The 25208-nt window shown below is 36.4% G+C and carries 23 protein-coding genes and 1 pseudogene; 14 read left to right on the top strand and 10 right to left on the bottom strand.

Translation table 11 applies throughout. The features are described 5' to 3' along the window. Positions 1–30 precede the first annotated feature (30 nt). From KD050_RS13080 to KD050_RS13050, 7 genes and pseudogenes are all read right to left on the bottom strand, one after another. Positions 31–1014, bottom strand: coding sequence for a Gfo/Idh/MocA family protein (locus tag KD050_RS13080; RefSeq protein WP_211892788.1), 984 nt, complete (start codon positions 1012–1014; stop codon positions 31–33). Next, the gene (locus tag KD050_RS13075; RefSeq protein WP_211892787.1) at positions 1011–1751 is read right to left on the bottom strand and encodes a hypothetical protein; all 741 of its coding nucleotides are present in this window, start codon (positions 1749–1751) and stop codon (positions 1011–1013) included. The genes KD050_RS13080 and KD050_RS13075 overlap by 4 nt, the downstream gene beginning before the upstream one ends. Then, positions 1726–2589 carry a sugar phosphate isomerase/epimerase family protein gene (locus KD050_RS13070; protein WP_211892786.1) on the bottom strand — a complete coding sequence of 288 codons (864 nt, stop codon included), beginning with the start codon at positions 2587–2589 and terminating at the stop codon, positions 1726–1728. The genes KD050_RS13075 and KD050_RS13070 overlap by 26 nt, the downstream gene beginning before the upstream one ends. 13 nt (positions 2590–2602) lie before the next feature. After that, entirely contained in the window at positions 2603–3583 is a 981-nt protein-coding gene (locus KD050_RS13065) for an acetylxylan esterase (protein WP_211892785.1), read from the bottom strand. A gap of 28 nt (positions 3584–3611) precedes the next feature. Further along, a pseudogene (locus KD050_RS13060) lies at positions 3612–5176 on the bottom strand (FAD-dependent oxidoreductase). Further along, complete coding sequence (locus tag KD050_RS13055; protein WP_211892784.1) at positions 5177–6229, bottom strand: Gfo/Idh/MocA family protein; 1053 nt, start codon at positions 6227–6229, stop codon at positions 5177–5179. It lies immediately after the preceding pseudogene. Positions 6230–6247: 18 nt separating this feature from the next. Further along, positions 6248–7249 (bottom strand): zinc-dependent alcohol dehydrogenase, encoded by a 1002-nt coding sequence (locus KD050_RS13050; RefSeq protein ID WP_211892783.1) that lies wholly within the window; start codon positions 7247–7249, stop codon positions 6248–6250. A 217-nt stretch (positions 7250–7466) separates the two neighbouring features. On the opposite strand from KD050_RS13050, the gene KD050_RS13045 reads away from it, so the two are divergent. Beyond that, complete coding sequence (locus KD050_RS13045; RefSeq protein ID WP_211892782.1) at positions 7467–8822, top strand: helix-turn-helix domain-containing protein; 1356 nt, start codon at positions 7467–7469, stop codon at positions 8820–8822. A gap of 136 nt (positions 8823–8958) precedes the next feature. On the opposite strand, the gene KD050_RS13040 is transcribed toward KD050_RS13045, so the two are convergent. The 3 genes from KD050_RS13040 to KD050_RS13030 all read right to left on the bottom strand — a co-directional run bounded on the left by KD050_RS13040 (position 8959) and on the right by KD050_RS13030 (position 12055). After that, positions 8959–9762 (bottom strand): carbohydrate ABC transporter permease, encoded by an 804-nt coding sequence (locus KD050_RS13040; protein ID WP_211892781.1) that lies wholly within the window; start codon positions 9760–9762, stop codon positions 8959–8961. A 27-nt stretch (positions 9763–9789) separates the two neighbouring features. Next, the gene (locus tag KD050_RS13035) at positions 9790–10686 is read right to left on the bottom strand and encodes a carbohydrate ABC transporter permease (protein ID WP_211896297.1); all 897 of its coding nucleotides are present in this window, start codon (positions 10684–10686) and stop codon (positions 9790–9792) included. Positions 10687–10795: 109 nt separating this feature from the next. Then, positions 10796–12055: a sugar ABC transporter substrate-binding protein gene (locus KD050_RS13030; protein ID WP_211892780.1), complete on the bottom strand. Its 1260-nt coding sequence runs from the start codon at positions 12053–12055 to the stop codon at positions 10796–10798. A 387-nt stretch (positions 12056–12442) separates the two neighbouring features. Between KD050_RS13030 and KD050_RS13025 the strand changes: the two genes are divergently transcribed. From KD050_RS13025 to KD050_RS12965, 13 genes are all read left to right on the top strand, one after another. Continuing rightward, a complete protein-coding gene (locus tag KD050_RS13025; RefSeq protein WP_211892779.1) occupies positions 12443–13063 on the top strand; it encodes a YesL family protein in 621 nt (206 codons plus the stop codon). Between the two features lie 219 nt (positions 13064–13282). Continuing rightward, positions 13283–14215, top strand: coding sequence for a DMT family transporter (locus tag KD050_RS13020; RefSeq protein WP_211892778.1), 933 nt, complete (start codon positions 13283–13285; stop codon positions 14213–14215). Between the two features lie 19 nt (positions 14216–14234). Further along, positions 14235–14864, top strand: coding sequence for an alpha/beta hydrolase (locus tag KD050_RS13015; protein ID WP_211892777.1), 630 nt, complete (start codon positions 14235–14237; stop codon positions 14862–14864). Positions 14865–15088: 224 nt separating this feature from the next. Next, positions 15089–15706, top strand: coding sequence for a TerD family protein (locus KD050_RS13010; protein WP_211892776.1), 618 nt, complete (start codon positions 15089–15091; stop codon positions 15704–15706). Between the two features lie 13 nt (positions 15707–15719). Next, the gene (locus KD050_RS13005) at positions 15720–16295 is read left to right on the top strand and encodes a TerD family protein (RefSeq protein WP_211892775.1); all 576 of its coding nucleotides are present in this window, start codon (positions 15720–15722) and stop codon (positions 16293–16295) included. Positions 16296–16412: 117 nt separating this feature from the next. Then, positions 16413–17543 (top strand): HpcH/HpaI aldolase/citrate lyase family protein, encoded by a 1131-nt coding sequence (locus KD050_RS13000; RefSeq protein WP_211892774.1) that lies wholly within the window; start codon positions 16413–16415, stop codon positions 17541–17543. Further along, a complete protein-coding gene (locus tag KD050_RS12995) occupies positions 17500–18864 on the top strand; it encodes a phosphoribosyltransferase domain-containing protein (RefSeq protein ID WP_235753811.1) in 1365 nt (454 codons plus the stop codon). Before KD050_RS13000 ends, KD050_RS12995 begins: the two co-directional genes overlap by 44 nt. Then, positions 18854–19969 (top strand): cysteine protease StiP family protein, encoded by a 1116-nt coding sequence (locus KD050_RS12990; protein WP_211892773.1) that lies wholly within the window; start codon positions 18854–18856, stop codon positions 19967–19969. The genes KD050_RS12995 and KD050_RS12990 overlap by 11 nt, the downstream gene beginning before the upstream one ends. Further along, positions 19966–20772, top strand: coding sequence for an HAD family hydrolase (locus KD050_RS12985; protein ID WP_211892772.1), 807 nt, complete (start codon positions 19966–19968; stop codon positions 20770–20772). Before KD050_RS12990 ends, KD050_RS12985 begins: the two co-directional genes overlap by 4 nt. Before the next feature lie 25 nt (positions 20773–20797). Then, positions 20798–22411 carry a YceG family protein gene (locus tag KD050_RS12980; protein WP_211892771.1) on the top strand — a complete coding sequence of 538 codons (1614 nt, stop codon included), beginning with the start codon at positions 20798–20800 and terminating at the stop codon, positions 22409–22411. Positions 22412–22428: 17 nt separating this feature from the next. Then, complete coding sequence (locus KD050_RS12975; protein ID WP_211892770.1) at positions 22429–23505, top strand: toxic anion resistance protein; 1077 nt, start codon at positions 22429–22431, stop codon at positions 23503–23505. Between the two features lie 28 nt (positions 23506–23533). Further along, on the top strand, positions 23534–24112 hold the full coding sequence (locus KD050_RS12970) for a TerD family protein (RefSeq protein ID WP_211892769.1): 579 nt from the start codon (positions 23534–23536) through the stop codon (positions 24110–24112). A 32-nt stretch (positions 24113–24144) separates the two neighbouring features. Beyond that, positions 24145–24900 (top strand): TerC family protein, encoded by a 756-nt coding sequence (locus KD050_RS12965; RefSeq protein ID WP_211892768.1) that lies wholly within the window; start codon positions 24145–24147, stop codon positions 24898–24900. The last annotated feature ends 308 nt before the right edge of the window (positions 24901–25208 follow it).

The raw sequence follows: 25208 nt of genomic DNA, 5'->3' as shown, positions 1-25208 counted from the left end.
TTACACCTTTCTAAACAGATGGTTGCCTTTTTATACATCCTTTAATATTACCGCCTTTTTTAACTTACTTGACTCATACGCTGCTAAAGCAACTTCTAATGACTTTAGGCCATCAAATCCCGTTATCGATGGTTCTTTTCCTTCTTTAATGCAATTTACAAAATCCAAAATCAAACCGAAGTCCATATCTTTACCAAAGAAATGGTGTTCCAGTGATTTCTTCCCATTAGAAAAAATTCTAAAATGTTCTTTAAAAGCATCGACCTTCACCGTTTCTTTCGTACCAATCACTTCAATTGTGACGTCTCCCCAAGTTGGATATTCCTCAAAGCGTGACCAGCTTGCATCATGAGAAGCAATTACACCGTTTTCAAACTCTAAGGTAAGCAAACCTGCGTCGTCTATGTCAATATTATGGAAGTAAGAATCGACAATAGATTTGACCTCTACGACTTCCTCGTTTAAAAACCAACGCATAATATCGACCATATGCACAGTATGATCGAGCACTGCTCCCCCACCTGATTGCTGTTTATCAATGAACCAGCCACCGGGATTCTGCCCACGATTTGTTGTTCGAAAAGCTAGTATTTCTCCTAACTCCCCTCGATCAATCATTTCTTTTAACTCTTGAATCGGTGAACTAAATCGAACCGGATAGGCTATCTGTAAGGTAACATTATGCTCTTTACAAACTTCAATCATCTCTATTGCATCTTTCACATTCGTTGCAATCGGCTTTTCACATAAAATATGCTTCTGCGCTTTGGCAGCATTTACTACCATTTCTTTATGGCGACTGTTTTCACTACAAATAATAACTGCATCCATACTTACCTTTAGAAAATCTGATTGGCTAGGATAATGCGGGACATTATATTTTTCAGAAGCTTCTCTGCCCCTTTTGATATCTTCATCAAAAATTGCTGCTATCTCTACATTAGGTATTTTCTTTAGACAATCCGCGTAGCTATATGCATGCATATGCGCAAAGCTCATTATTCCAATTTTCATAACTGTCCCCCCCCGTCCATTAGTTTTTGGAAACGATCTAATCGGGCTATTACTTTTTCATCTATTACTTTTGCGGTGGATACTATAGCATCTACCGTATAGGTTAGCGGTAATAACGTTCTATCATTTGGAAATACAGGTTTCATTTGATCACTGTCAAATTCAATGATATGTTTTATACCACTCCATTCGAGCTCTATTTTCTCTTGATCATCCGCTGTATATTCGATATGTGCCATTGTTCCTCCACCAAAATTAACCATAATAATGGAATGTCTTGGCATCAAGGATAGATTGGAATGTTTAATATGAATATCTTCTGGCTCGCCTAGTAAAGAAGTAATCACATACAAATCTCCAACAATCGTTGATAGAAAACTATCTTCATGAATTGTCCGTCTGTACCTAAATACACCACGAGGATTAACTTCTTTTTTGAATATTTCTGTAAAAGTTCTAAAGAAAGGTAGAACTTCTAACTCAAAATAACCATAAGTTTCATTATTCAGACAATCTAGGTTAAATAAATTGTGGGGTAAATATATATTTCCTTTTTTATTTATAACTGCATTTACATTCTCATAATTTGCAGCTACTACATAGGTAACCCCCTCATTAACATCTTCTTGAATTTCGTTTAACGAATTTGTGATGGATACTTTTTCTAGAGGGAGGCGTATGTCTATTTTATTTAGATCACCTAAAATAATATTAGCGATGATTTTCACCACCTTCATTTAATAACTTTCTTAATCGATTGACAGCTTCTTCATTAGCTAACTTTGCATCTTCCAAGCCTTCATACTCTATCGATAACCATCCATCGTACTTTACTTCTTTTAACCCATTCACAATATATTCAAGATTCACTTTACCATCTCCTGGAATCACTCCGAATAATTCTTTTCCCTCTGTTGAAAGGAATCCCTTCAATTCTTCGCCCTGTTCTTTTTCACGAAAATCTTTGAAGTGAACGTGAACTATTTCATTTTTCAGTTGATCAAAAGCTTCTTCTGGACTTTCATGAACGAGTAAAAAATTCCCAGTATCAAACGTCGATTTGACAAATGGGCTATTAACTTCCTGGATAATATTATTAATCTGAGAGCTTTTTCCAGCTAGTAATCCATGGTTTTCAATAGCTAGATACACTCTTTCTTTTTCTGCCATTTCAGCACATCGTTTTAACCCACTGACTATTAACTCGGCACCATTTTCAAATGTTAAATTTTCATGGAGATCACCACAAAACACACGGACTATGTTAGTACCAAGCTTTTTGGCAACTTGAATACCGTCTAAAACCTTGCGTACTTCCTTATCCTGTTCTTCTTTAGAATCCTTCACAAAATTATTTGAAATATCATAAGCAGATACTTGTAAATTACTTTCCTTCAAAGCTTCTTTTACTAATTCAATCTCTTGTTCCATATTTTCAGCATTTTCCCAGTAAAAACTTAGTAACTCTACACCATCCAGAGTAATTCTCTTCGCATAATCAATAAAATCAAGCACAGACCAATTTTCCTTCTTTATGGTAGATGCTAAACTATACATACTTACACTTATCTTCATCATAATTCCACCTTTATAAAGTATTCACCAAATATTTCATGATAAATGACAATTTGTTTTCTTCGTGAAACGGGTTATTCTCATGTGTGAATTGTGGATATACTTCTATTCTTTTTTCAATTGATGCCAAATGGTTGTACGCAGCAAAAACTGTAGAAGGTGGGGTTACCGCATCCTCTAACCCAATCGTCATTAATGTAGGACAAGTAATCGCATCACAAAAATGAACCGAATCTATATAACCTAAAGTACGCATTACGCTTTCATATGATTTATACTGAGGATCAGAAAATTTAAAGTAGTTAACAATCTCCATATATGGGCCTAGATTTGCCACCTCTAATGCCCGTTCAAAATTCGCGATAAATGGGTAATCCGCAATAACTAGATCAATATCACCAACTAAAGCTGCTAAACTTAGCGATAATCCACCTCCCTGTGACGAACCTGTTAATCCTAACTTCGTCAAGGTTATCGGAGCATTCTCAGATTTTATCCAATTTACTTGCATGATAAGATCTTTATAGACATTTGTATAATAATAGCTTGCTGGATCATGAATACCTTGTAGCATCCAACCAGGAATTCTACTACCGTTTACATATTGAGCAAAATCAGGAGAATTACCTTGACCACGTACATCGAAAGAGTATATGGCAACACCTAAGGATGTCCATTTCAAGAAATCAATCGGCAACCCGCAACTTCCTGTATAACCGTGGTGGTTTATAATAACTGGGCATTTTTCTAGAGATTTTGGCTTTATTAATTGCCCTTTTAAAGGAGTACCATCCCAGCTTTTAAAAGTGATATCAGCTACGTCAACCGTCGGCACTGGATAATCTCTCCATTTAACACTTACCTTCGGGGAAATAGTACTTAAATCAGTCATTTGTTTTTCCCAAAACTCCTTAAAGTCTGCAGGCTTATAAACAAGTTTAGGTTTATATCCTTTCAATTCTTCCAGTGGAAAATCTCCTACCTGTCTTCCCATTACTTATCACACGCCTATCATTTAATATCTAGATTTTTGGATAAAACGATTCTGGCCACTCTAATTCAACCCCGTCGATTCTTAGTCTACTTTGGAATTCAGCTAACAATCGTTTGTTTTCTCTAACTTCTCTCGGAGTTTCATCTTTTTCTAAACAAAATGCTACTAATGCTCCACACGCCTCTCCGATATTCCATTCAGTTGGGTGCAAACGATAGCAGCCATTGGTTACATGCGTAGTACCAATATTTTTACATCCTGCTAAAAGATTGTCTGTACCTTTTGGAATAATAGCTCCCAGTGGTATATGGTAAGGCAATGCTTTTATATCAATATATGATCGTCCGGTCATACTTGGGTGCAAATCGATACTATATGATCCTATTCCAATTCGATCTTCGTATAACTTTCCTGTTCTTCCTTCATTAAATTCCGGAGAAACATCTTGTTCGATAATTGTATATTCAGCTTTTATACGTCTAGATTCTCTAATATAAGGTGCTTTTGCTAAACCATCTTCAGTTTCAAAAACATCTTTACGCAACTTTAATCCCGGATACCCTTTACCTCCATCAGGTCTAGGTGCTTCTGTTTGCAACCAATATAAAAGCGACAGGCTTAATTGTTTAGATTTATATATATTTTTTCTCTTTCTTCTATTGAAACGTCATAAATATTACCTAAAAAGTAATCATTTTGAGGCCAATTCATCAAACTAACATCTTTTGAGTCATCAAGAGTGAAAAAGAGATTTTTATCATAAATTCGTCGATACTCCCAAAGTGGAAATCCATTTTCTTCACGGAAGAGAGTATATTTTCTTTTCTCTTTTGTTATAGGATGTGGTGCAAAGAAACTTAAATATTTGTCTGGCCAAATACTTGGATGATACTCCTTCCAAAATGAATACATTTCTGGTTCCTCGATAACGTGATTTTCTCCATCCCGATTTTCCATTGCAAGCACATATGTAAAAGCTTGAACATCATAAGGATTCGCTTCATCTAAAGCATGCGGTTCATTGAAATCACACTTTCCTTCTGCTCCAGTTACATAGTCAAGATTAGCAAGTGGAAGTAATTCACCTGTTTCTGTTGCATCTATAAAATATGATGCAGTAAACGTATCTTTTTTACCTGTTGTTATGTTCTCAGCAGAGATATCAACTAGTTTTCTACCCTTTCTATTTACAGACTTCACTATCGTATTTAACTCAATTGTCAGCAGATTTGTTAATACATAGGGAAGAAGCATTTCATTTAAAACCTGCACACTCACTCGCGGATCATGACAAAGATTGCTCACTAATCCATTTCCAGGATTGAACTTATCATTTTGCTCTTTCGTATCCATCGTTTGAGTATAAAAATCTCTTATTTTTTTTCGATATGCTTGATATCTTTTTGTTGAGCCAAACTCTTCTATCCATGGGTGTTCATCCGGAGGCACTCCTTGTGAAGAAACTTGCCCCCCAATCCAATCTGTCTCCTCTGTTAAAAGAACACGCAATCCTTTCGCACATGCCGATAAAGCTGCTGCACAGCCTCCTAGGCCTCCGCCTACAATGACAATATCTATCTGATTCATTTTCATTTATAAATATATTTCTTTGCCTGAATTAGCTGATTCATATACTGCATTTAACATTTTCATCACTTGGACGCCATCTTCAACAGGTGCAAGTGTTTCTTTCCCTTCTAAACAACATTCAACGAAGTGATTTATTTCGTTTTTAAATGCACTTAAAAAATCAAAACTTAAACTATCAATTTGAGGAGTAACATTTAATATAGTATTATTTTTCTCCGTCACCATTATTAACTTAGGTTCAATTTCAGCACCACCCTTGTCACCAAACAACTTCACATAGAGCTCATCCTTTTTGGCGTGCAGCGTGAAGCTGACATCTACATATAAGGAAGCTCCGTTTTCAAATCGGATGAGCGCATTTGCTAAATCCTCTACATTATTTAACGTAGAATCATAGTCAGCAGCCTTATAAAAAGATAGATTTTCTATATTGCTTCTGTTGCCCAACTTAGAATATGCATTACCACTTACTGACACTGGTCGTGGTTTCCCCATCAAATACCAGCAGATATCTATCATATGCACGCCTAAATCTAAAAGCGGTCCCCCTCCTGACTTAGTACGATCGCTGAACCAACCTCCCGGATTCCCTAACCTTCTAATACAAGAGGCTTTTGCGTAATATATTTCTCCAAGCTCATTTTGATCGATAAATTGTTTAAGGATCTTTGTATTACTACCATGTCGTCTTACAAATCCAACCTGTAATCGCTTTCCAGATTTCTTTACAGCCACTTCCACAGCCAAAGCCTCTTCTACTGTCAAACTTAGTGGTTTTTCAACGAGCACATGCTTCCCTGCTTCTAATGCCGCGATAGCTATTTCTGCATGAGTGTTGTTCCAAGTACAAATACTCACAGCATCCACATCTTTGTTTCGCAGTAAATCTATATAATTGTTGTACAGATTTGTGACTCCATATTTTTCACCAGCAAGAGCTAGGCGTTGTTCGTTGCTATCACATAATGCCATTAATTCTGCATCCTCATTTGCAATATATGGATTAATATGAAACTCTGATATAGAGCCTCCCCCAATTACCCCAACCTTTAACATATTATTTTCCTCCTTCTCCTATTTGTTATAAGCAATGATGCTCGTTAATATCTGTGATTGTTTATTTATCAAATCCTCATACGCAAGCGGCGCACTATCAAAGTCTACTATTTCTGTAATAAAGGGCTGAACATTTATCCGGTTTTCGTTTACTAAGCGAAGATATTCTGCCACATTCCTCCCCTCCGTCCAGCGCACATACCCATATGGATAATCCATAGCTTGCAACTCATACCTCTGGTCATAACGGCCTGGTCCACCTGCTCGTGAAATAAGAATTTGGGCTTCTTTAGCAAACATTATTTCACGTGGGAAATCTGGCTCTATGTCTCCTACAATCACTACTTTCCCCTGATTTTTAATCCAACTTAAGCTTTGATGAGTAAGCGTTGAACGTTTTCCACCTGCACATAATAAGACAGCATCCGCACCTTGTTTTTGAGTAGATTTTATTATCTCCGCTTCCATTTCACTTATAGAAGTGAAAGAACGGATTCCCTCTTGTTGTAACATACTTACTCGCTCTTCTTGAATATCCAATGCAACTACATTAAAAGCAGCTGCATTGGCGATTTTAGCAATCATTTGTCCTAGTAATCCTAAGCCCACCACAACTACTGTTTCTCCGAATTCAAGTTTTGCCACCCTTAGCGCATGAATCGCAATTGCACCAATACCGGCTAAAGAAGCCTGTTTAGGTTCTACATTCGGTGGTACCTTAGCACATAACGTAGTTGGCACTAAGAGATATTCAGAATGCCCTACGTATGGTGCCCCGTAACAAGCTACTAAATCTCCCACCCGATAGTTTGATACATTTTCTCCACATTCTTCTACAATACCAACAGCGCTATATCCTAAAGTGATGTCCCTATCCTTACTATTTCCCACTAATCCAATTTCAGTTCCTGGAGAGACTGCGGAAAATAAAGTTTTTATTAGTAAAAATGAAGGTTTGATTACGGGACTTTCGCTTTCTAAAATATGAACTGCACCATTACTTGCAACAATTGATTTCATTTTGCTCACTCCCTACTTGGAGAACCCTTTTGTTAGGTTTCCTACTCATTAAAGGATAGGTCTTATAAGTGTCTTTAAATAAGAGAACTTCAAAGCACGCTCTACACTAGTATTTACAATGTTTTTGACAACTTCAGATGAAAAACATAAGATAGATAAAACATTACATTTATAGACACTACTCTCCACAATTAGATTTCGAATAGGAGGAATAGCTGTGCCAAGTAAAAATGTACTAAATGATACTTCCGATATTAAAATCGGGATTATTGGACCAAAAGATTTAGTGAATCAAACAAGAGAAACTTTAAAGTCTTTCCCTAATTTCAAACCAGTTTTTCGTACGGTTGAACAGGATAGCCAAATTCATGAAATTACCAAAGAATTAATAAATGACGCCGAAGTTTTAATGTTCACTGAATATCATGCGTATAATATCGCCAAACAACTTGTAGAATTTAAAATCCCAGTACATCATATGCCCTTAATGGGCACCGGACTTTATAGATCTCTATTTCTTATTAAAATTGCATATCCTTTAACTTGCTTATCTATTGATACTTTTGATAAGAATTATATTGAACAAATTTTGTTAGAACTTGAAGAAGTCAATTATGATCTACTTGTCAATAAAAATAATACTTCTAGCTTTGAAATTTACGAGATTGTTAAATTCCACATAGAAAACTACCGAACACACAACTCTATTGCTTTGACTGGAATACAAGACGTCGCTAAACAGCTAGAGAATCTTCAAATACCGTATCAATGGGTAACTCCCACACAACAGGATATGATTGTATCTTTTGAACGAGCTTTGTTAGCAACAAATACAAGAAGAAATAAAGAGTCCCAAATCGTTTTTGGTTTAATCAATATCGATAACTTTAAAAATGTCACCGTAAAATATTCATCAGAACATGATGTGCAATTATTAAAATTGAGGCTGCAACAAATGCTACTTGACTATATTAAGATGTTGGATGGACATCTCATCATCCTAGGGGGCAATGAGTATTCTTTTATCACTACTCGTGGTATTTTCGAGCGTGAGACAAGAGGATATAAGTTTATCCCCCTTCTACAAGATGTAAAAAATGAGCTTGGTGTTACGATAAGCCTTGGTGTAGGCTTCGGTCGAACCGCTGCTGAGTCAGGAAATCATGCAAGATTGGCACTTCGGCAATCGCTCGATTTAGGTGGAAACGTTTGTTACATCGTACGAGAAGACCAAAGTGTATTGGGACCAGTAGATATAACAACCTATAAACAATATGAACGATATAACTTGGCAATTACCGATCCCCAATTACTCGACAAAGCTGAAAAAGCCGGAATGTCTGCTTCCTATATGACAAAGCTTATGGCTCGTGTTTCTAGGCATAAAAAAATTGAGTATACCGCTCAAGAGTTAGCTACTACACTTAACGTAACTATCAGAAGTGCAAACCGCATTCTCTTAAAGTGGACTGATGCAGAATTAGTCGATATTGTTGGAGAGGAAAAAATAACTCATAAAGGTAGACCCCGCCGAATTTATCGCTTAAGTTTTATTGAAGAAGAACAACGATAAGCCCTCAATTCTCCACCGATGGGGTGTTTCATGACCCCTCATCGGTTTAATATAAATTTTAAATAATAACTTCCTCATAATTATTATTTCTCTAGTTGTTGCACCTCCTTAAGTTCCTACATTCATTAGTTAGGGTTTATTTCAAGCCTGACATTTGAATTCCTTCCGTAAAAAATCTTTGGAAGAACAGGAATATAAGAAATGTTGGTATGAAAGATACCGCCGAACCAGCCATTTCAATACCAAAGTTACCTTCTTTCCCTAGAATTGATGCCAACCCTAGTGTTACAGGAAACATTGTTTCTTGGGTCAAATATATCAATGGCTGGAAGAGATCATTCCAGTTAGAAATAAACGAGAATGTGCCAACTGTTGCAACAACAGGTACGGATAACGGTAAAATTATTTTAAAGAATACTTTAAGATCATTAGCCCCGTCTATATAGGCCGCTTCCTCTAAATCATTTGGAATCCCTTGTAAAAATTGTCTTACTAGAAATACCCCCATAATGCCCCAAATTTCTGGTACAATTAGTGCCCAATATGTATTTATCCAACCAAAATCGGAGAACATAATGTACTTAGGTATGATTAGTAGTTGCTGTGGAATCATAATAACTCCCATGAATATCCAAAATATCACTTCTCTCCCAAAGAACTGCTTCTTAGAGAAAATATATCCCAATATTGCACAGAATAGCATTTGACTAAATACAGGAATAATCGTGATAACTATGGAATTCCATATCCAGCGTAAGAACAGCCCATCACTCAAGATATATTTATAGTTTTTTAATGTTGGTTCATCAGGTATCCAAAATAACGGATCTAATTGCGCATATTCAACTTCTTTTAAAGAACCTAAAACCATAATGATAAAAGGCATTAAAAAACAAAACCCTAAAACAAATAAAGCTATATATGAAATTACTTTTTTCATTATTTTTCATCCTCCTTCCTCAGAAAATCAATAATGATTCGACTCCTTGCCAATATACCTTCTCTGTATGAGTGAAATTATTAAAATAATAAAGAATAAAACATATGACAACACAGCCGCATAGCTTAAGTTAAGACTTGTGAACCCTTGAGAGTATAAATAATACACAATGGTTGTAGTTGCATAATTAGGTCCCCCACCTGTTAACAAGTACGCAGAATCGAATATTTGAAATGAGCCTATTGTAGTAGTAATTGCTACATAAAAATGAATTGGCTTTAATAATGGGAAAGTAACATTCCAAAAGATCTTAAATGGTGATGCTCCATCAATTCTCGCGGCTTCATACAATTGTCGGTCAATGGATTGTAAGCCAGCAAAATAGTAAATCATAGTACTACCTGCTACTTTAAATACACTTAAGCCCGCTAATACAGCAAGGGCCTGGCTTGAATCAGAAAGAAACAATTGTGGTTCAATACCAACAAATCCAATAATGTAGTTAATCATACCTTCTTCTGAACCTCTAAATAACCAACCCCAAATACCTGCAATGATTACAAATGAAGTGACGACCGGAAGGAAAAATACGCCTTTAAAAAATTTAGCACCTCTTACCCCCGAGTTTATAATTAGGGCCAATATTAAGCCTAATGCCATCGTCGGCACTATATAATAGATAGAAAATTTGACTGTGTTCCAAATAGCCTTCCACGCTAAAGTATCACTAAATAAATATTTCCAATGCTTTAATCCTACAAATTCTGCATCCCCGATTACTTTCCAATCCATAAACGTAAGATAGAAGCTCAACAAAAATGGATATACTTGAAAAATAACAAAATGAATTAAAATAGGGATTAACACAATATAAACAATCGCATTTTTCTTCCACTCTTTCTTCATCCTTACGAGAAGCGGCATCTTTTCTTTTTTAGAAGTCAGTGCATTACCCAGTGTAATCACCCTTTCCTATGTAAGTTAATAAGAGAGAGCTCGATCTCTCTTAGACCAAACTCTCTATTAACTGTTATTAATTTACTTTGGCTTTAATTGCCTCCGCAGCAGCATCTGCTGCTTCTTTAGGAGTTTTCTTGCCCTCCATCATTGTTTGCAACTCCGCTTGGATTAAAGGCATGATTGTACGACCTTCTGGATGAATTACTCCTGGTAATGCATATTCTGTATACGTTGCAAGCTGCGCCATATACTCTTGATCTCCAAAAATATCTTTTGCAGACTCTCTCGAAGGAATGTACTGTGTTAAGGTATTAAATTTTCTTTGGTTTTCAGTATTTGTCATAACTTTTATAAATTCAGCAGCTGCTTCTGGATTATCTGTGTTAATAGGAGCTACAAACATCCCAGTAGTTCCATAAGTTACTTGTTCCTTATTTTTCAAAGGTGCTGCAATAACGAATTCAAAAGTATCTTGATCTAACATACGGCTGATCGATATACCTGAACCTTGTACAGAAAGCATTTTGCCGCCATCCCATAATGCATTATGTTCCATAGCTGTAATTGAATCTTTTGGAGTCCATTCCTCTTGGTACATTTTGTTAATAAATTCAAATGCTTCTACTCCAGCTTCGTTGTTAATCAATACTTCATTGTCTGCTGTTAATACTTCTCCACCGGCTTGCCATAAGAAAGGATATAATGTTCCATTCATAGATCCCCCCCCTTGGAAACTTGTAGCATAGTAACCTTTTTCTTTTGCCTTTACTGCCCATGCTTCAAATTCTTCCCAAGTTGTCGGTAAGTTTTCCGGGTCTTCTCCAATTGCTTTTACAACGTCAACATTGTATAAGTAAGTATATGCTTCTTGAAGAATCGGAAGTCCATATACTTTATCTTTCCAAGTCGTTGAAACTAAAGCTGAGTCTACAAAATCATCCATTTCATTATCTTCAAGATATGGGTCTAATTCTAATAGCATTCCAGCATCTGCATACTGTGGCATCTGGTCTGGAATAGCGTAAAATACATCTGGTCCATTATTAGCAGCAAGAGCCGTTAGAACCTTTTGATCTCTATTCGCCCAAGGAATCTGTTCAAAGTTAACCTTAACGCCTGTTTCTTCTTCATAAGAAGAAATTATTTCATCCCACATCACACCTTCTGTTTCTTGATCACCTGTAAAAGGATGTGCCCATACTGTAATTTCTCCAGAAAGTCCTTCCCCATCAGAATCCTCAGACGATGGTTTCCCCTCAGTTCCTTCATCGCTACAACCAGTAATTAAAGCACCAAATAATAATAGTAATGGAACAAAGTTAAATTTCTTCATCTCATTGACCCCTCTCAGATTAGTTAATACAACATCCCCAAAGTTCGTTACACTATCACTATATTATTTTGGCCTCCCTTCAATTTGAAATTGTTTCTAGTAACTTACAATGATTAAAATGAAATAAGAGTATCGGAAAGGCATATAGCGTGATTTCCTTCTTAATCATCTAGTTCACTAAACAAACCATTTGTTTCATGCTTGCATCTTCAATATACTGAAATTACCAAATTATCTGTAAACTTTTGTTAAGCTTATATTATTTTTTATAATGAAACAAGTCTCTTAAGTGTCTTTAATAGACGCATTCATATTTACTTTTTTTGCTTTCTTATTGGCTTTTTGAACATTATTAAATATAGTAAAGTTTAAGAAGGGGTTGATCTAATGAATTGGGAGAATTTTAATACAATAGCATACAAGGTCCTTAGGCTAGCTTACATAAATATTTTATGGCTACTTTTTTGTATTTTAGGGTTGGGAGTTTTCGGTATATTTCCAGCAACTACTGCAATGTTTGCCATTACTAGAAAATTAATTATTGGGGAAAAGAATTTCAAGATATTTCCTGCATTTTGGAAATACTTTAAACAAGATTTCATGAAGGCTAACGGGTTCGGTATCATTATTTTATTAACTATTTATTTACTTTATTTCGACTTTAAATTTGTTCAACAAAACAATAATTTTCAGTTTCTATTACCCATTTTAATATTTATTTTTATATCGTTTATAATCACTTTAATATTCTTCTTTCCTGTTTATTCACACTTTAAGCTACGCTTCTTCCAATATATTAAACAGTCCTTCTTCATCGCAATCACTTCACCCATTGAATTAATTTCAATTGGCGCTTCAGCAGTAGTAATCTATTTTGTAATGACCCTATTCCCTGGGGCTATTCCATTGTTTTCCGGTAGTGTTTTCGCATATATCTCCACCATTCTAAGCTTTAGAGCATTTAATAGAATAGAGAAGAAAAAAAATACACTTTCTGAGGTCCATTAACATAAATTAATCCATACTAAAAAGCACTCAAGTTTACAGCAATACCTCACTCAGGGATTGCTGTAGCCAGGGTGTTTTTTTAGATCGGCTTAATTTTAGAAATTCATAGTTATTTTGTAATGCATTCAACTTTACAACAACTTGTGAGAACCTAAAATTTGTTGTAGGATTAATTGTTTGCTTTTAATAACAGTAATTTAGAAAGTTTGGTGGAAGAAAATGAATACAAAAGCATTAACACTTGCATTATTCACTGTCGCTATTTGGGGTTCCTCTTTTGCAGCAATTAGCGCTAGCTTACAGGGTGGCTATTCTGCGGGACATTTAATATTAGTTCGGTTTTTGATTGCTTCTATTATATTTCTTGTTATCGCACTTTGGCCTGGAGTCAAATTTCAGTTACCACAAAAGGAAGATATAATTAAAATAGTCATTCTCGGTTTTATTGGGATTAATATATACCACCTTTGCGTTACATTTGGACAACTATCGATTTCTGCGGGAACAGCTGGTATGCTGATTGGTTCCGCCCCTATCTTCACGACTATTATTGCCATTATTGTATTGAAGGAACGCCTAGGTAGAATAGGTTGGCTGGGATTAGCATTTGGATTTGTCGGTATCCTTTTGATAGCTTTAGGTACAGGTGGAAGCTCATTGGGTATTTCACCAGGTGTATTTTTAGTTCTTATTGCAGCCTTTTCAACCGCTATCTTTTTTGTTTACCAAAAGCCTTTATTTATAAAGTATAGTGCCATTGAATTGACAGCTTATTTTACTTGGGTAGGTACTATTCCTTTTTTGTTCTTTGCACCTGGACTTTTCGAGGGAATTCAGCACGCGACGTTAGAAGCAAATTTATCTGCCATTTATATAGGAATATTTCCAACTGCAATTGCGTATTTAACATGGGCTATGGCGCTGTCCTATAGTGAAGCTAGCTCTGTGTCGAATACATTGTATTTAGAGCCGGTCGTTGCGATTATCGTGACGTGGATTTGGTTACAGGAGCTTCCTTCAACCCTTTCTATTGTAGGAGGATTGGTAGCTATTTCTAGTGTCATTATTGTCAATTTCTACGGGAAGAAAAATCAGCTAAAGCTTTCACAACAAGCTCCTATTTCTACTTATGATAAAATAGACATACTATAATTGAAGGGAAGTACGATACATGAAATCTCCTTTTACATTTAACTATACAGCACCCAACAACACTGACAAAAAACAACCTGCCTTATTTCTACTACATGGTATGGGGAGTAACGAAGCAGATTTACCGCAGCTAGTGAAGGATTTCGAGAACACGCATCATATTTTTAGCTTACGCGGTCCTATTGTCCAAAAACCTGGCTACTCATTTTTCGAAATTGAGGAAATCGGTAAACCAATTAGAGATATATTCGATAAAATTGTAACGCATATTCAAGCTTTCATTCGAGAAGCAATTGCCGAGTACGACTTAAATGCTGATGACATTACGATACTTGGATTTAGTCAAGGAGCCATTCTTGCACAAACAATTGCGCTGACAATGGGCAGCGAAATTAGCAAAGTAGTAGCACTAAGCGGATACATTCCTGAGTTTGTAAAGACAGAATATAGTAAGCGTTCCGTGGATAATTTATCCATCTTTATCTCTCATGGCGATTATGACTACGTGATTCCTTCGCAATGGGGTATCGAAAGTAAAGATTATTTTGAAAGCATGAAAGCTCGCGTAACTTTTAAAACATACAATGAAGGTCATGGCGTTACGCCCGATAATCATCGAGATTTAATAGCATTTTTAAAAGAGAGCTAACTATTGCAAGGCTGAAAATATGTTAACCATACATTTTTCAACCTTGTTTTTTAATACTCACCTACAAGAGGATTTTCTCTACGTGTTTGCTATTCAACTTAATAGCAAAAGCTGAAAAATTCTGATAAAATTAAACTATCCTTTGCAAAAGATGCTTTGGTTTTTGAAACTTATTACGTCGTTTCCTCGTATATATGGTATGACTAAAATTTGGAGGTACAAGAATGGGCATTAATTTAGTTAAAGGTCAAAAAATTGATTTAACAAAGGGTAGATCTTCCCTATCCAGTGTTATGGTAGGACTAGGCTGGGACCCTGTGGAAAAGAAAAAAAGCGGTGGGTTTTTAGGTGGACTATTAGGCGGAGGAAGTGGTGGCGGAGCGGCTGTTGATTGCGACGCATCTGTACTTCTTTTAGATGAAAAAGGCAAATTAGTGTCTAAGCAACATGTTATTTATTTTGGAAATAAAACAAGTCAAGATGGTAGTGTTGTCCACTCTGGAGATAATTTAACTGGAGACGGCGATGGAGACGACGAAGTGATCAACGTGAATCTAAGTGCTATTTCGCCATCTGTACATAGATTGGTGTTTGTAGTAAACATTTATCAAGCAAAACAAAGAAAACAAGACTTCGGACTAATTCAAAACGCATTTATCCGTCTAGTGGATAATGGCACAAAAGAAGAATTAGTTCATTATAATTTAAGTGAAAGCTATGCCGGTAAAACATCTCTTATTCCTGGAGAGCTATACCGTAACGGATCAGATTGGAAGTTCTCAGCAGTTGGAGAAGGCACATTAGATTTAGATATCGGCTCAATAGCTAACAAATACTTATAAGGAGTGGTTAAAAATGGGCATTAACTTATCAAAAGGACAAAAGGTAGATTTAACAAAAACAAACCCTGGTTTAGTAAACGTAACTGTAGGTCTAGGCTGGGATACAAATAAATACGACGGTGGAAAAGACTTTGACTTAGATTCCTCTGTATTTCTATTAGGTAGTAACAGTAAATGTTCTTCAGAAGCTGACTTCGTATTCTACAACAACACTACTGGGGGGAACGGTTCTGTTGTTCATACAGGTGATAATCGTACGGGTGATGGAGACGGAGACGACGAGGCAGTAAACGTGAATCTATCTACTGTTCCTTCATCTATTGAAAAAATTGCTTTTTGTATCACTATTCATGATGCGGAAGACAGAGGTCAAAACTTTGGTCAAGTAAGCAATTCATATGTACGTATTTTAAATGCAGATACACAAGAGGAATTGATTCGCTATGATCTTGGTGAAGATTTCTCCATTGAAACTGCAGTCGTTGTTGGTGAACTATATCGACATAATAACGAATGGAAATTCAATGCAATCGGAAGTGGATACCAAGGCGGTCTTGGAGCATTAGTTTCAGACTTCGGCTTGAATTAATAACTTCTCTCAAAAAGCAAGGGGATGCTTCCTTGCTTTTTGTTTTAGTATCTGAAGAACGTAGAGGTATTTGGGTATACCTAATAACTCCCTTCTTCATTCTTAGGAGTGGAAAATATGAGACAATTTAGAGGGGTTAGTGAGAAAGAGATACGTGAATTCTTTCATATACCACCTAGCGACTTTTCCAAAAACTTGGAAAGAAAAAAATTAGGGATGGCTATGGGAGCAGCTTTATACTTACCAGGTTCAATGCCCAATTTCTCCGTTAAATTAAATAACAAGAATTTAAAAAATCTAACGAGCACTATTATTTGTTTAGAAGATGCCGTTTCCGATTCAGAACTTTTAGAAGCAGAACTTAACGTTGTAAATGAATTTAAATTAATTGAACGAAATGATCAAAATAGCTTATTAGATACCAATGAAATCCCTCTCCTATTTGTCCGAATTAGAAACGTTCAACAATTAGAAAAGATTGCTAACTTATTAGGAAGCGCTATTCGATATATTACTGGTTTCGTTTTTCCAAAATGCACCTCTAATAATGCAAGAAACTTTTTTTTATGTTTACAAAACCTAAACCTTCAACACTCTATTCACTTGTATGCATTGCCCATTTTGGAAACGAAAGAAATTATTTATACAGAAACTAGAGAGCAAGAACTTTCCAACCTATATACAGTTTTCAAGCAGTTTGAAGACCTTGTACTCACTATACGAGTTGGTGCTACGGATTTCACCAGCCTCTTCAGTCAAAGACGTCCTGGAAATAGAACAATCTACGACTTACTGCTAATCACCAACTGTTTAACTGATATATTAAACAAATTCAATCGTAAAGAGGATAACTTTGTCGTTTCTGGTCCCGTTTACGAGTATTTTGAATCTCAAGATTCTTTTCGTCTATTTACAGATGCAAATAGTATAGAGGCCATTCTGTGGAATGAAGTTCAACTAGACGTTTTAAATGGATTTTACGGGAAAACGTGTATTCACCCTTCTCAAATCGATATTGTAAATAGTGTATACATAGTGCCCAAGGAGTTATTTGAAGATGCTTGTTTAATCGTAGAAAATAACGCTGAAACAAATGGAGTTTTGCGAAGTCCAGCTAGAAACAAAATGAATGAGGTAAAACCTCACTACAGCTGGGCTATGAAGATTATTGCTCAAGCAGAAATATATGGGGTGTTAAAAGACAATGTTACATCATTCGCCTTCCTTCAATACATCAAAAACCTATAATTTACATGGAGATTTAAAGCTAGTAATCGACATTAAAGATAATCCGTATAATTTCTCTCCGGAAGCACTTTTCCAAATGGCCGTGAGAATTAATAAAAAACGCCAATTTTTATTTGTAAGTCGACTTTTAGGCAAGCATTTAGCAGTAGACCCTGCAATTTCACTTGGAACAGGCACTATTTTAGCTTCAATGCTAATGGAGAATGAACACTTAGATAGTCATCCATTAGTAAATGAACTCGTTCAAATGATCAATTCAGGAATTCCCAATCGAAAACTAAGTGTGGACTCTTTAGCCTTTAAGTCCAACTTACCAAACAAGACCGTATTCATTGGATTTGCTGAAACGGCAACTGGTCTTGGCCATGCAGTATTTCATCACTTTCAAAACGCTCATTACATCCATACAACTAGAGAAGAAATCCTACATATGGAACCTTCCTTTTATTTTGAAGAAGAGCATTCCCACGCAACTTCTCACAGAGTCTATGCAGCGGAACAAACATTAACAGACGCTGACACTATTGTATTAATAGATGATGAAATAACGACAGGCCTTACACTCTCCAATTTAATCGTTGCATTAAATAATTCTTTTCCCGGTAAACGATATAAAATACTATCTATATTGGACTGGAGGACCGAGGCACATCAACATGATTTTATCCAACTTATGGATAAACACAATATTTCCGCAGAAATTATTACTATTATGGGTGGACAATTCACACTATTAAACCAAGCTTTAATTGAGGAAAAAGAAACTCCCTTACTAAATAGAATGCAACCTTTTGATGTATTCGCTGACGAACAATTATCCCTAGAAATTACATCGAAGCATCGAAGTGAGCATGCGACATATTGCCACTTCACAGGTAGATTCGGTTTAACAAGTGATCTTCACGAAGAAATGGATGATTGGTTAGAAAGATTTATCAGCAAGCTTCCTAAGCAGCTAAAAAGAGATAAACCCACTTTAATAATAGGCATCGGAGAAAACATCTATTTCCCGCAGAGATTCGCACTTACCTTTGGTAATGACACAAAAGTCCAAACTACCACAAGAAGTCCTATCTTAGCAAAAATAGATGAATCATATCCTATACAGCATAAATGTAAATTTGAGCTACCTGATTCCAATGGGATTAACCAATATTTATATAACCTCTCGGAAATAGAGGCCGAACAAGTCATCGTTATTTCTGAGTCAGTTCAAGATCGTGCTACTTGGTTCCCACTTCTATCTTATTTAGAAACGTTAGCACCAGTTTCATGGGTGTCTCTTACTCTACCAGATAGGGGTGAAAAAAATGGGCATTAATACATCGGGATTGGTTAAATCTAGCTACCCTCCGGAAGATATCACTTTTTTACTAAAGGATTTATCTGATGTTCAGATTGAGTCCTCTGTAGAATCTAGAGAACAGCTATTTCAATCAGGCAGTCACTACTCCGAATCTTTGCCAATTGAAAATCGGCCAACCTCTGAATATACGGAGTTATATAAGCAGGCTATGTATGATTCGGCAGATCATATAGCACAATTAGTTGGGGTATTATGTAGGAGGGTTAGACGATTCGCAGGTACAGATGATGTCGTCCTCGTTTCCCTTGCACGAGCAGGAAGTCCAATCGGGATATTAATGAAACGATACGCAAAAAAATATTTGAAACTTAATTGGCCACACTTTAGTATATCTATACTAAGAGGAAAAGGAATCGACGAGAAGGCTGTTCGCACCATTAGAGAGCTGCATCCAACAAGCCACATTCAATTCGTTGATGGTTGGACAGGAAAAGGTGCTATACAAAACGAGCTTACTAAGTCTATTCAAAAGTTAAATGCAGCTTATGAGCTTAACTTAAATGATGACCTGGCCGTTTTAACCGATCCAGGCGAATGCGCCACATTATTTGCAACGAGAGAAGACTTTCTTATTCCAAACGCTTGCTTGAACTCAACGGTGTCGGGATTAGTTAGTCGAACTGTACTAAATAACGCCTTTCAAGGTGCTGATGATTACCACGGGGCTAAGTATTACGCTGATCTTGAGGAAGTGGATGTATCCAACGAATTTATCGAAAATATATCCAGTCGATTCCAAGAGCAGGAACCAGTTATAAAAGAACTTATAGAAAAGTTTCCAATCACAAACGAACGGACTTGGAGAGGCATGCAGGAAGTGGAATTCATTGCCCGTAAGTTTTATAGAACTGCTGATATAAGTAAAGTTAAGCCAAGTGTTGGAGAAACGACTAGAGTGCTATTGAGAAGAAAGCCTTTTAAAATATTACTTAGTGATGATAAACACCCATCCCTACGTCATATCCTCCTCTTATGTAAAGAAAAAAATATTCCTACTGAAATTGTTCCTGGGCTCTTTTACCTTGCCATTGGACTGATAGAATCGGAGGATCGATTATGACAATCCTATTCGCTAGTGATTTAGATCGAACACTTATATACAGTAAAAATTCAAGAGGCAAGGAAGTTAGTGAACAGGATTTTGCAGAAGTAGAATGGATAGACGAAAAACCAACTGCATTTATGACCAATAAAGGTCTTCAACTGTTTCAACATATCACCTCCTCTATAACCTTTTTGCCCGTAACAACAAGAACAGCTGAACAATACAATCGAATTACAGGGTTATTTCATACAGCAGAAAAACCAAAATATGCAATCGTATCAAACGGCGCAGTGATTTTGGAGGACGGCAAAGCCCTTACAGAATGGTCAGATAAAGTAATCGCACAAATGCAGCAAGATTGCACCTCTATAGAGCATGTCCTACCTCAACTGGATGCATATAAAAAAAACAAATTTGTCCTTAAAGTTATGCAAGCAGAATCATGGTTTGTATACTTAATTATTGATGAACACGCATTTTCAGTAGAGGATTTTGAAAATCTTTCTCAAATCTTTTATCAGCAAGGGTTCACTCTTTCCCACCAGGGAAGAAAAGTGTATATCATGCCTACCTGCATAAACAAATCGACTGCTCTTCAATTTATTAAAGAGCGTATTGCGGCAACTACAGTCATTGCCGCTGGTGATTCCATGCTCGACTTTGAGATGGTTTTAAATGCGGATCACGGCTTTATTCCTTCCCATGGCGAAGCGATTTATAAAGGTGGACGTCTCCCCTCTCACGTTTCTATTACAGATCAAGCAGGAGTATTAGCAGGAGAAGAAATATTAAAAAAGGTGAGCGATTATTTGTTATAATATGTATGAATAGGAGGGAAAGCCCATGGTTAATTTAAATCCCATTAGGATGAGGTCGTGGGATTCATCTAATACAGGTATATGGTTGAAAGATTCTTTAGGAGACCCTTCGCAAGTAACAATTGACGGAGAGAACTTAACGTATCCTCAATTAGTTTGTCAATATATCGGTATGTCCTTAGATGAAGATGAATATTTCTCGATTCTACATACGCAAGTCAATGATTCCTTAGGAAAGCTAAGCATCCTGACTGGTGTACTTAACAAAGAAATCTCTGCTGAGAAATTACGATCCATCAACCAACTCTTTGATTTGCATAGGAAAGAAAAAGGACTTTCTCCAAATCGAATGGTTGCCTTTCTTGATGGATATTCTTTACTGCCAAATATGAAAGATCTTGGTTTAAATAGACGAATTAGAACAGTCCTAATAGATTTACTAAAGAAACTACAAAATAGCTACACAGAAGGCACACTTCACCATGAATTTCGTCGAATTACCACTGATCTTGTTAAGTGGATTTTCAATCATGTAGAACCCGCACTAGAAAAAATAGATTTTGAACAAGGTCTTCCTGCATTTCTTTGGTACGGTAGTGCAACACCCAGCGAAAAATGGTTTCTTACATATCTAGCCGACTTCGGACTCCATGTAGTTATTTTCAATCCAAGTGATGAACCATGGCCAAAAAGCCTACTGGCAATTACGGATGATCTTAGTTACCGTTTCCCAAAGGTATCGCAAGATATAAAACCATTGCCAGACGAGATGCCAAAAATTGCAGGGACTGTTGCTTTTAAAGCAACCCAAGAAATTAACGAGCTTTTACATCATGAGGATTCAGGACTTTACAAGCCATTTCAATTTAAATCTTATTCGATTAACTCTATCCGCTTGAAAACTACAGAGGATGAGGCGTTCTTAATTTCCAAAGAAAGAGCAATGATTCGTCCTCACTTCCAGGTCAGTAACCAACAGGTAACAATCCCTGTTGTGTATGCTAAGCTACTAGGCATTGACCGTAATAGAAAGCGCTTCTGGAATAATGTCCATTCATTAACAGAACGTGATGATACGCATGTAATTCGCCAGTTCCCTTTCACAAAGGAACAAAAAACGAATCAGTTGTTTCATTATAGAGATGCTTTAAAAGCGGACGGAATGCTGGACCCCGAAAAAATGAAAGCTTCCAATTGGTGGACGTATGATAAGCTCCCACTTGGGACGCAAACTGTAATTGGCGAGACAATTGCCAAACACGTAAGTGAACCAATACTCATTCGACAGTCCAATGAAACAATGGAAGATTTACAATTATACGCATTTGCGCAATCCATGGTTTTACCTGATTTTGTTATTCGTCTTTTACAAACATTTGATTATCCTCAATTTGTTCCAACTATATTTATTTATAACGAGGAGAATGGTCCTGAACTATCAAGATCTGACGCCAACGCCTTATGTATGATGCATCATTTAGGTCTAGATATTATTATTGTGAATCCTAAAGGACATCTGGATATAGAAAAATGGGTACTAGAAGGCACCTTTGATATACACTGGATGGACGACCGAAGTTTCAATGATCCTTTTAAAGAACCAAGTGTAGTTCAGAAAATTTTCAAGAAATTTCTTTAGAAATAGGGGGAGAAAACATGGAATTACAAAAATTAGAAATTGAGCAACAAGAACAAATGATGGAAGAAAGTAACGATTTAAAAGCACAGTTGAAACGTGACCCACAAGTATTACAGCTAGTTGCAAAAATTGACCCCAAAAATCAGGTTGGGCTATTAGAATTTGGTCGTGAACCAGCAGATGAAATTTCCAAATTTACTGGACAAATTTTAAGCACGATCAAATCTAGTAGTATGGAAGAATCGAGCGAACTTTTAAAACAGCTCGGCAAGATTATGGATAAATTCGATAAAAAAGACTTTGTTCAAAAGCCCTCTCTCTTCGGTAAAATTTTTAAACAAGGCGAGAAAATAATCGAAAAGCTATTCAATAAGTATCAAACAATGGGTGGCGAAATCGATAAGGTATTTGTTGAGATAACGAAGTATGAGACAGAAATGAAAAAATCTACTGTTACGTTAGAAGATTTGTACGACAAAAATTTCAACTACTTTATGGAATTAGAAAAGTATATTGTAGCTGGTGAGTTAAAGGTCAATCAGTTAAGGCAACTTGTGCCTACCCTACAGCAAAAAGCTGAAAATGGTGATCAATTAGTACTAATGGAACTGAATTCTTTGCAAAATGCGATTGAGCTACTTGATCAACGTATTTATGATCTTGAAATGGCAAAACAGGTATCCTATCAATCAGCACCACAAATTAGAATGCTTCAACGAGGTAATACAAAGTTAATCGGTAAGATAAATTCAGCATTCGTAACAACTATTCCTATTTTTAAAACTGGACTTATCAATGCAATTTCTGCAAAAAGACAAAATCTTGTTGCACAATCGATGAGCGAGCTAGATCGTAGAACGAACGAAATGCTACTTCGTAATGCTAATGATATATCGAAGCAAAGTGTAGATATCGCCAGAATGTCAGGGCAACCTAGCATTAAAATTGAAACAATTGAGCAAACATGGGATACGATAATGCGCGGGATGAACGAAACAAAAGCTATTGAAGAAGAAAATCGTAAAATGAGAGAACAAGGTCGCCTGCGTTTAGAAGAATTACAAAAGAAATATGAGGATGGTCAAAGAAAATAATCTTAAAAATGGATGAGGGGGAAACAAAATGTCAGTTATTAACCTATCAAAAGGGCAAAAAATTGATTTAACGAAAACGAATCCTGGATTAAAGAATGTCTTAGTTGGACTGGGCTGGGATACGAATAGATATAGCGGCGGAGAAGACTTTGATCTAGACGCTTCAGCTTTTATCGTAGATGGGAACGGAAAAGCCTTCAACGAAAAAAGCTTTATCTTTTATAATAACCTACAAAGCGAGGAAGGCTCAGTTATCCACACTGGGGATAACCGTACTGGAGATGGTGATGGTGATGATGAACAACTGCTTGTTAAGTTACCACTTGTTCCAAGCGTTGTTCAAAAAGTTGTTTTTACTGTAACCATTCACGATGCAGACCAAAGAAAACAAAATTTCGGTCAAGTTTCAAACGCTTTTATACGAATAGTGAACGAAGATACAAATGAAGAAATTGTACGATACGACTTAGGGGAAGACTTTTCAATAGAAACAGCACTTGTGGTAGGAGAAATTTACAGACACAATAACGAGTGGAAGTTTAATGCAATCGGTAGTGGATTCCAAGGAGGCTTAGCATCACTAATTACTGAATTCGGGCTGAGCTAACCAGATCTAAACTAAGGGGATATGAAAAATTAATGGAAATAATTAATGGTTTTATCGATACGTACGCAATGTTTTTTGATTGGGACATGTGGGCTCAAGTTTTATCCGACCCTGTAAGTTGGGGGTTAATCGGCACGCTAGTTATCTTAGAAGGGCTTCTTTCAGCTGACAACGCACTTGTTTTAGCAGTTATGGTAAAACATTTACCTGATAAGCAACGTAAAAAGGCTTTATTCTACGGATTACTTGGTGCATACATTTTTAGATTTATTGCAATTGGAATTGGTGTTTTCCTCATCAAACTTTGGTGGGTAAAAGTAATTGGAGCCCTTTATCTTGCATATTTAGCAGTCAAATACTTCATGGATAAACGCGCTGGAACAGAGGAAGAACTCGTTGAAGGTGTGAATAAGACAGGATTACTTATTCGTCTTTTCGGTACTTTCTGGGGTACCGTAGTGGCAGTTGAAATGATGGACATTGCATTCTCCGTTGATAGTGTACTAGCAGCTTTTGGTATTAGTGATCAGGTATGGGTATTATTACTTGGTGGGATGCTTGGTGTTTTGATGATGCGCGGTATTGCGGGGGTATTCATTAAACTAATTGACCGTATTCCTGAATTGGAAACTAGTGCGTACGTGTTAATATTAATCATTGCAGCGAAAATGATGTTAGGTGTATTCGGCGTTCATATTAGCCACTATGTATTCTTTACGATACTGGTTGTTACGTTTGCAGCGACTTTCGTGATCCACTACATGCGTAAAAGCCAAACAGTAAAATAATTTCTTTTAATTAGTTCCCGAGTGTATAGTAACACTCGGGATTTTGTAATTAATTTAAAATCCTCTGTAAAGATTAAATGCCCTCATACTTCGATTGTTGAATTAATCGTACTTGCCTTCCCATTCATCTCTTCATAATTTTTCACCATAATCATATTCAAATGAATTTCCTCTCTTCAACAAAATTGGAGGAGTGACAATCATCTCTTTTAAGATGGTTTTGCCTTTCCATCGGCATTAACAGAAGAACCTAATATATAGTATTCGAACTCTCTATTACAATAATTGCTCATTAGTACTTCTTTAGT

It is taken from the genome of Psychrobacillus sp. INOP01, from assembly GCF_018140925.1.
Lineage (GTDB): Bacteria > Bacillota > Bacilli > Bacillales_A > Planococcaceae > Psychrobacillus.
The sequence above is the reverse complement of the archived record's forward strand: the minus strand, read 5'-3'. Positions and strand labels throughout refer to the sequence as shown.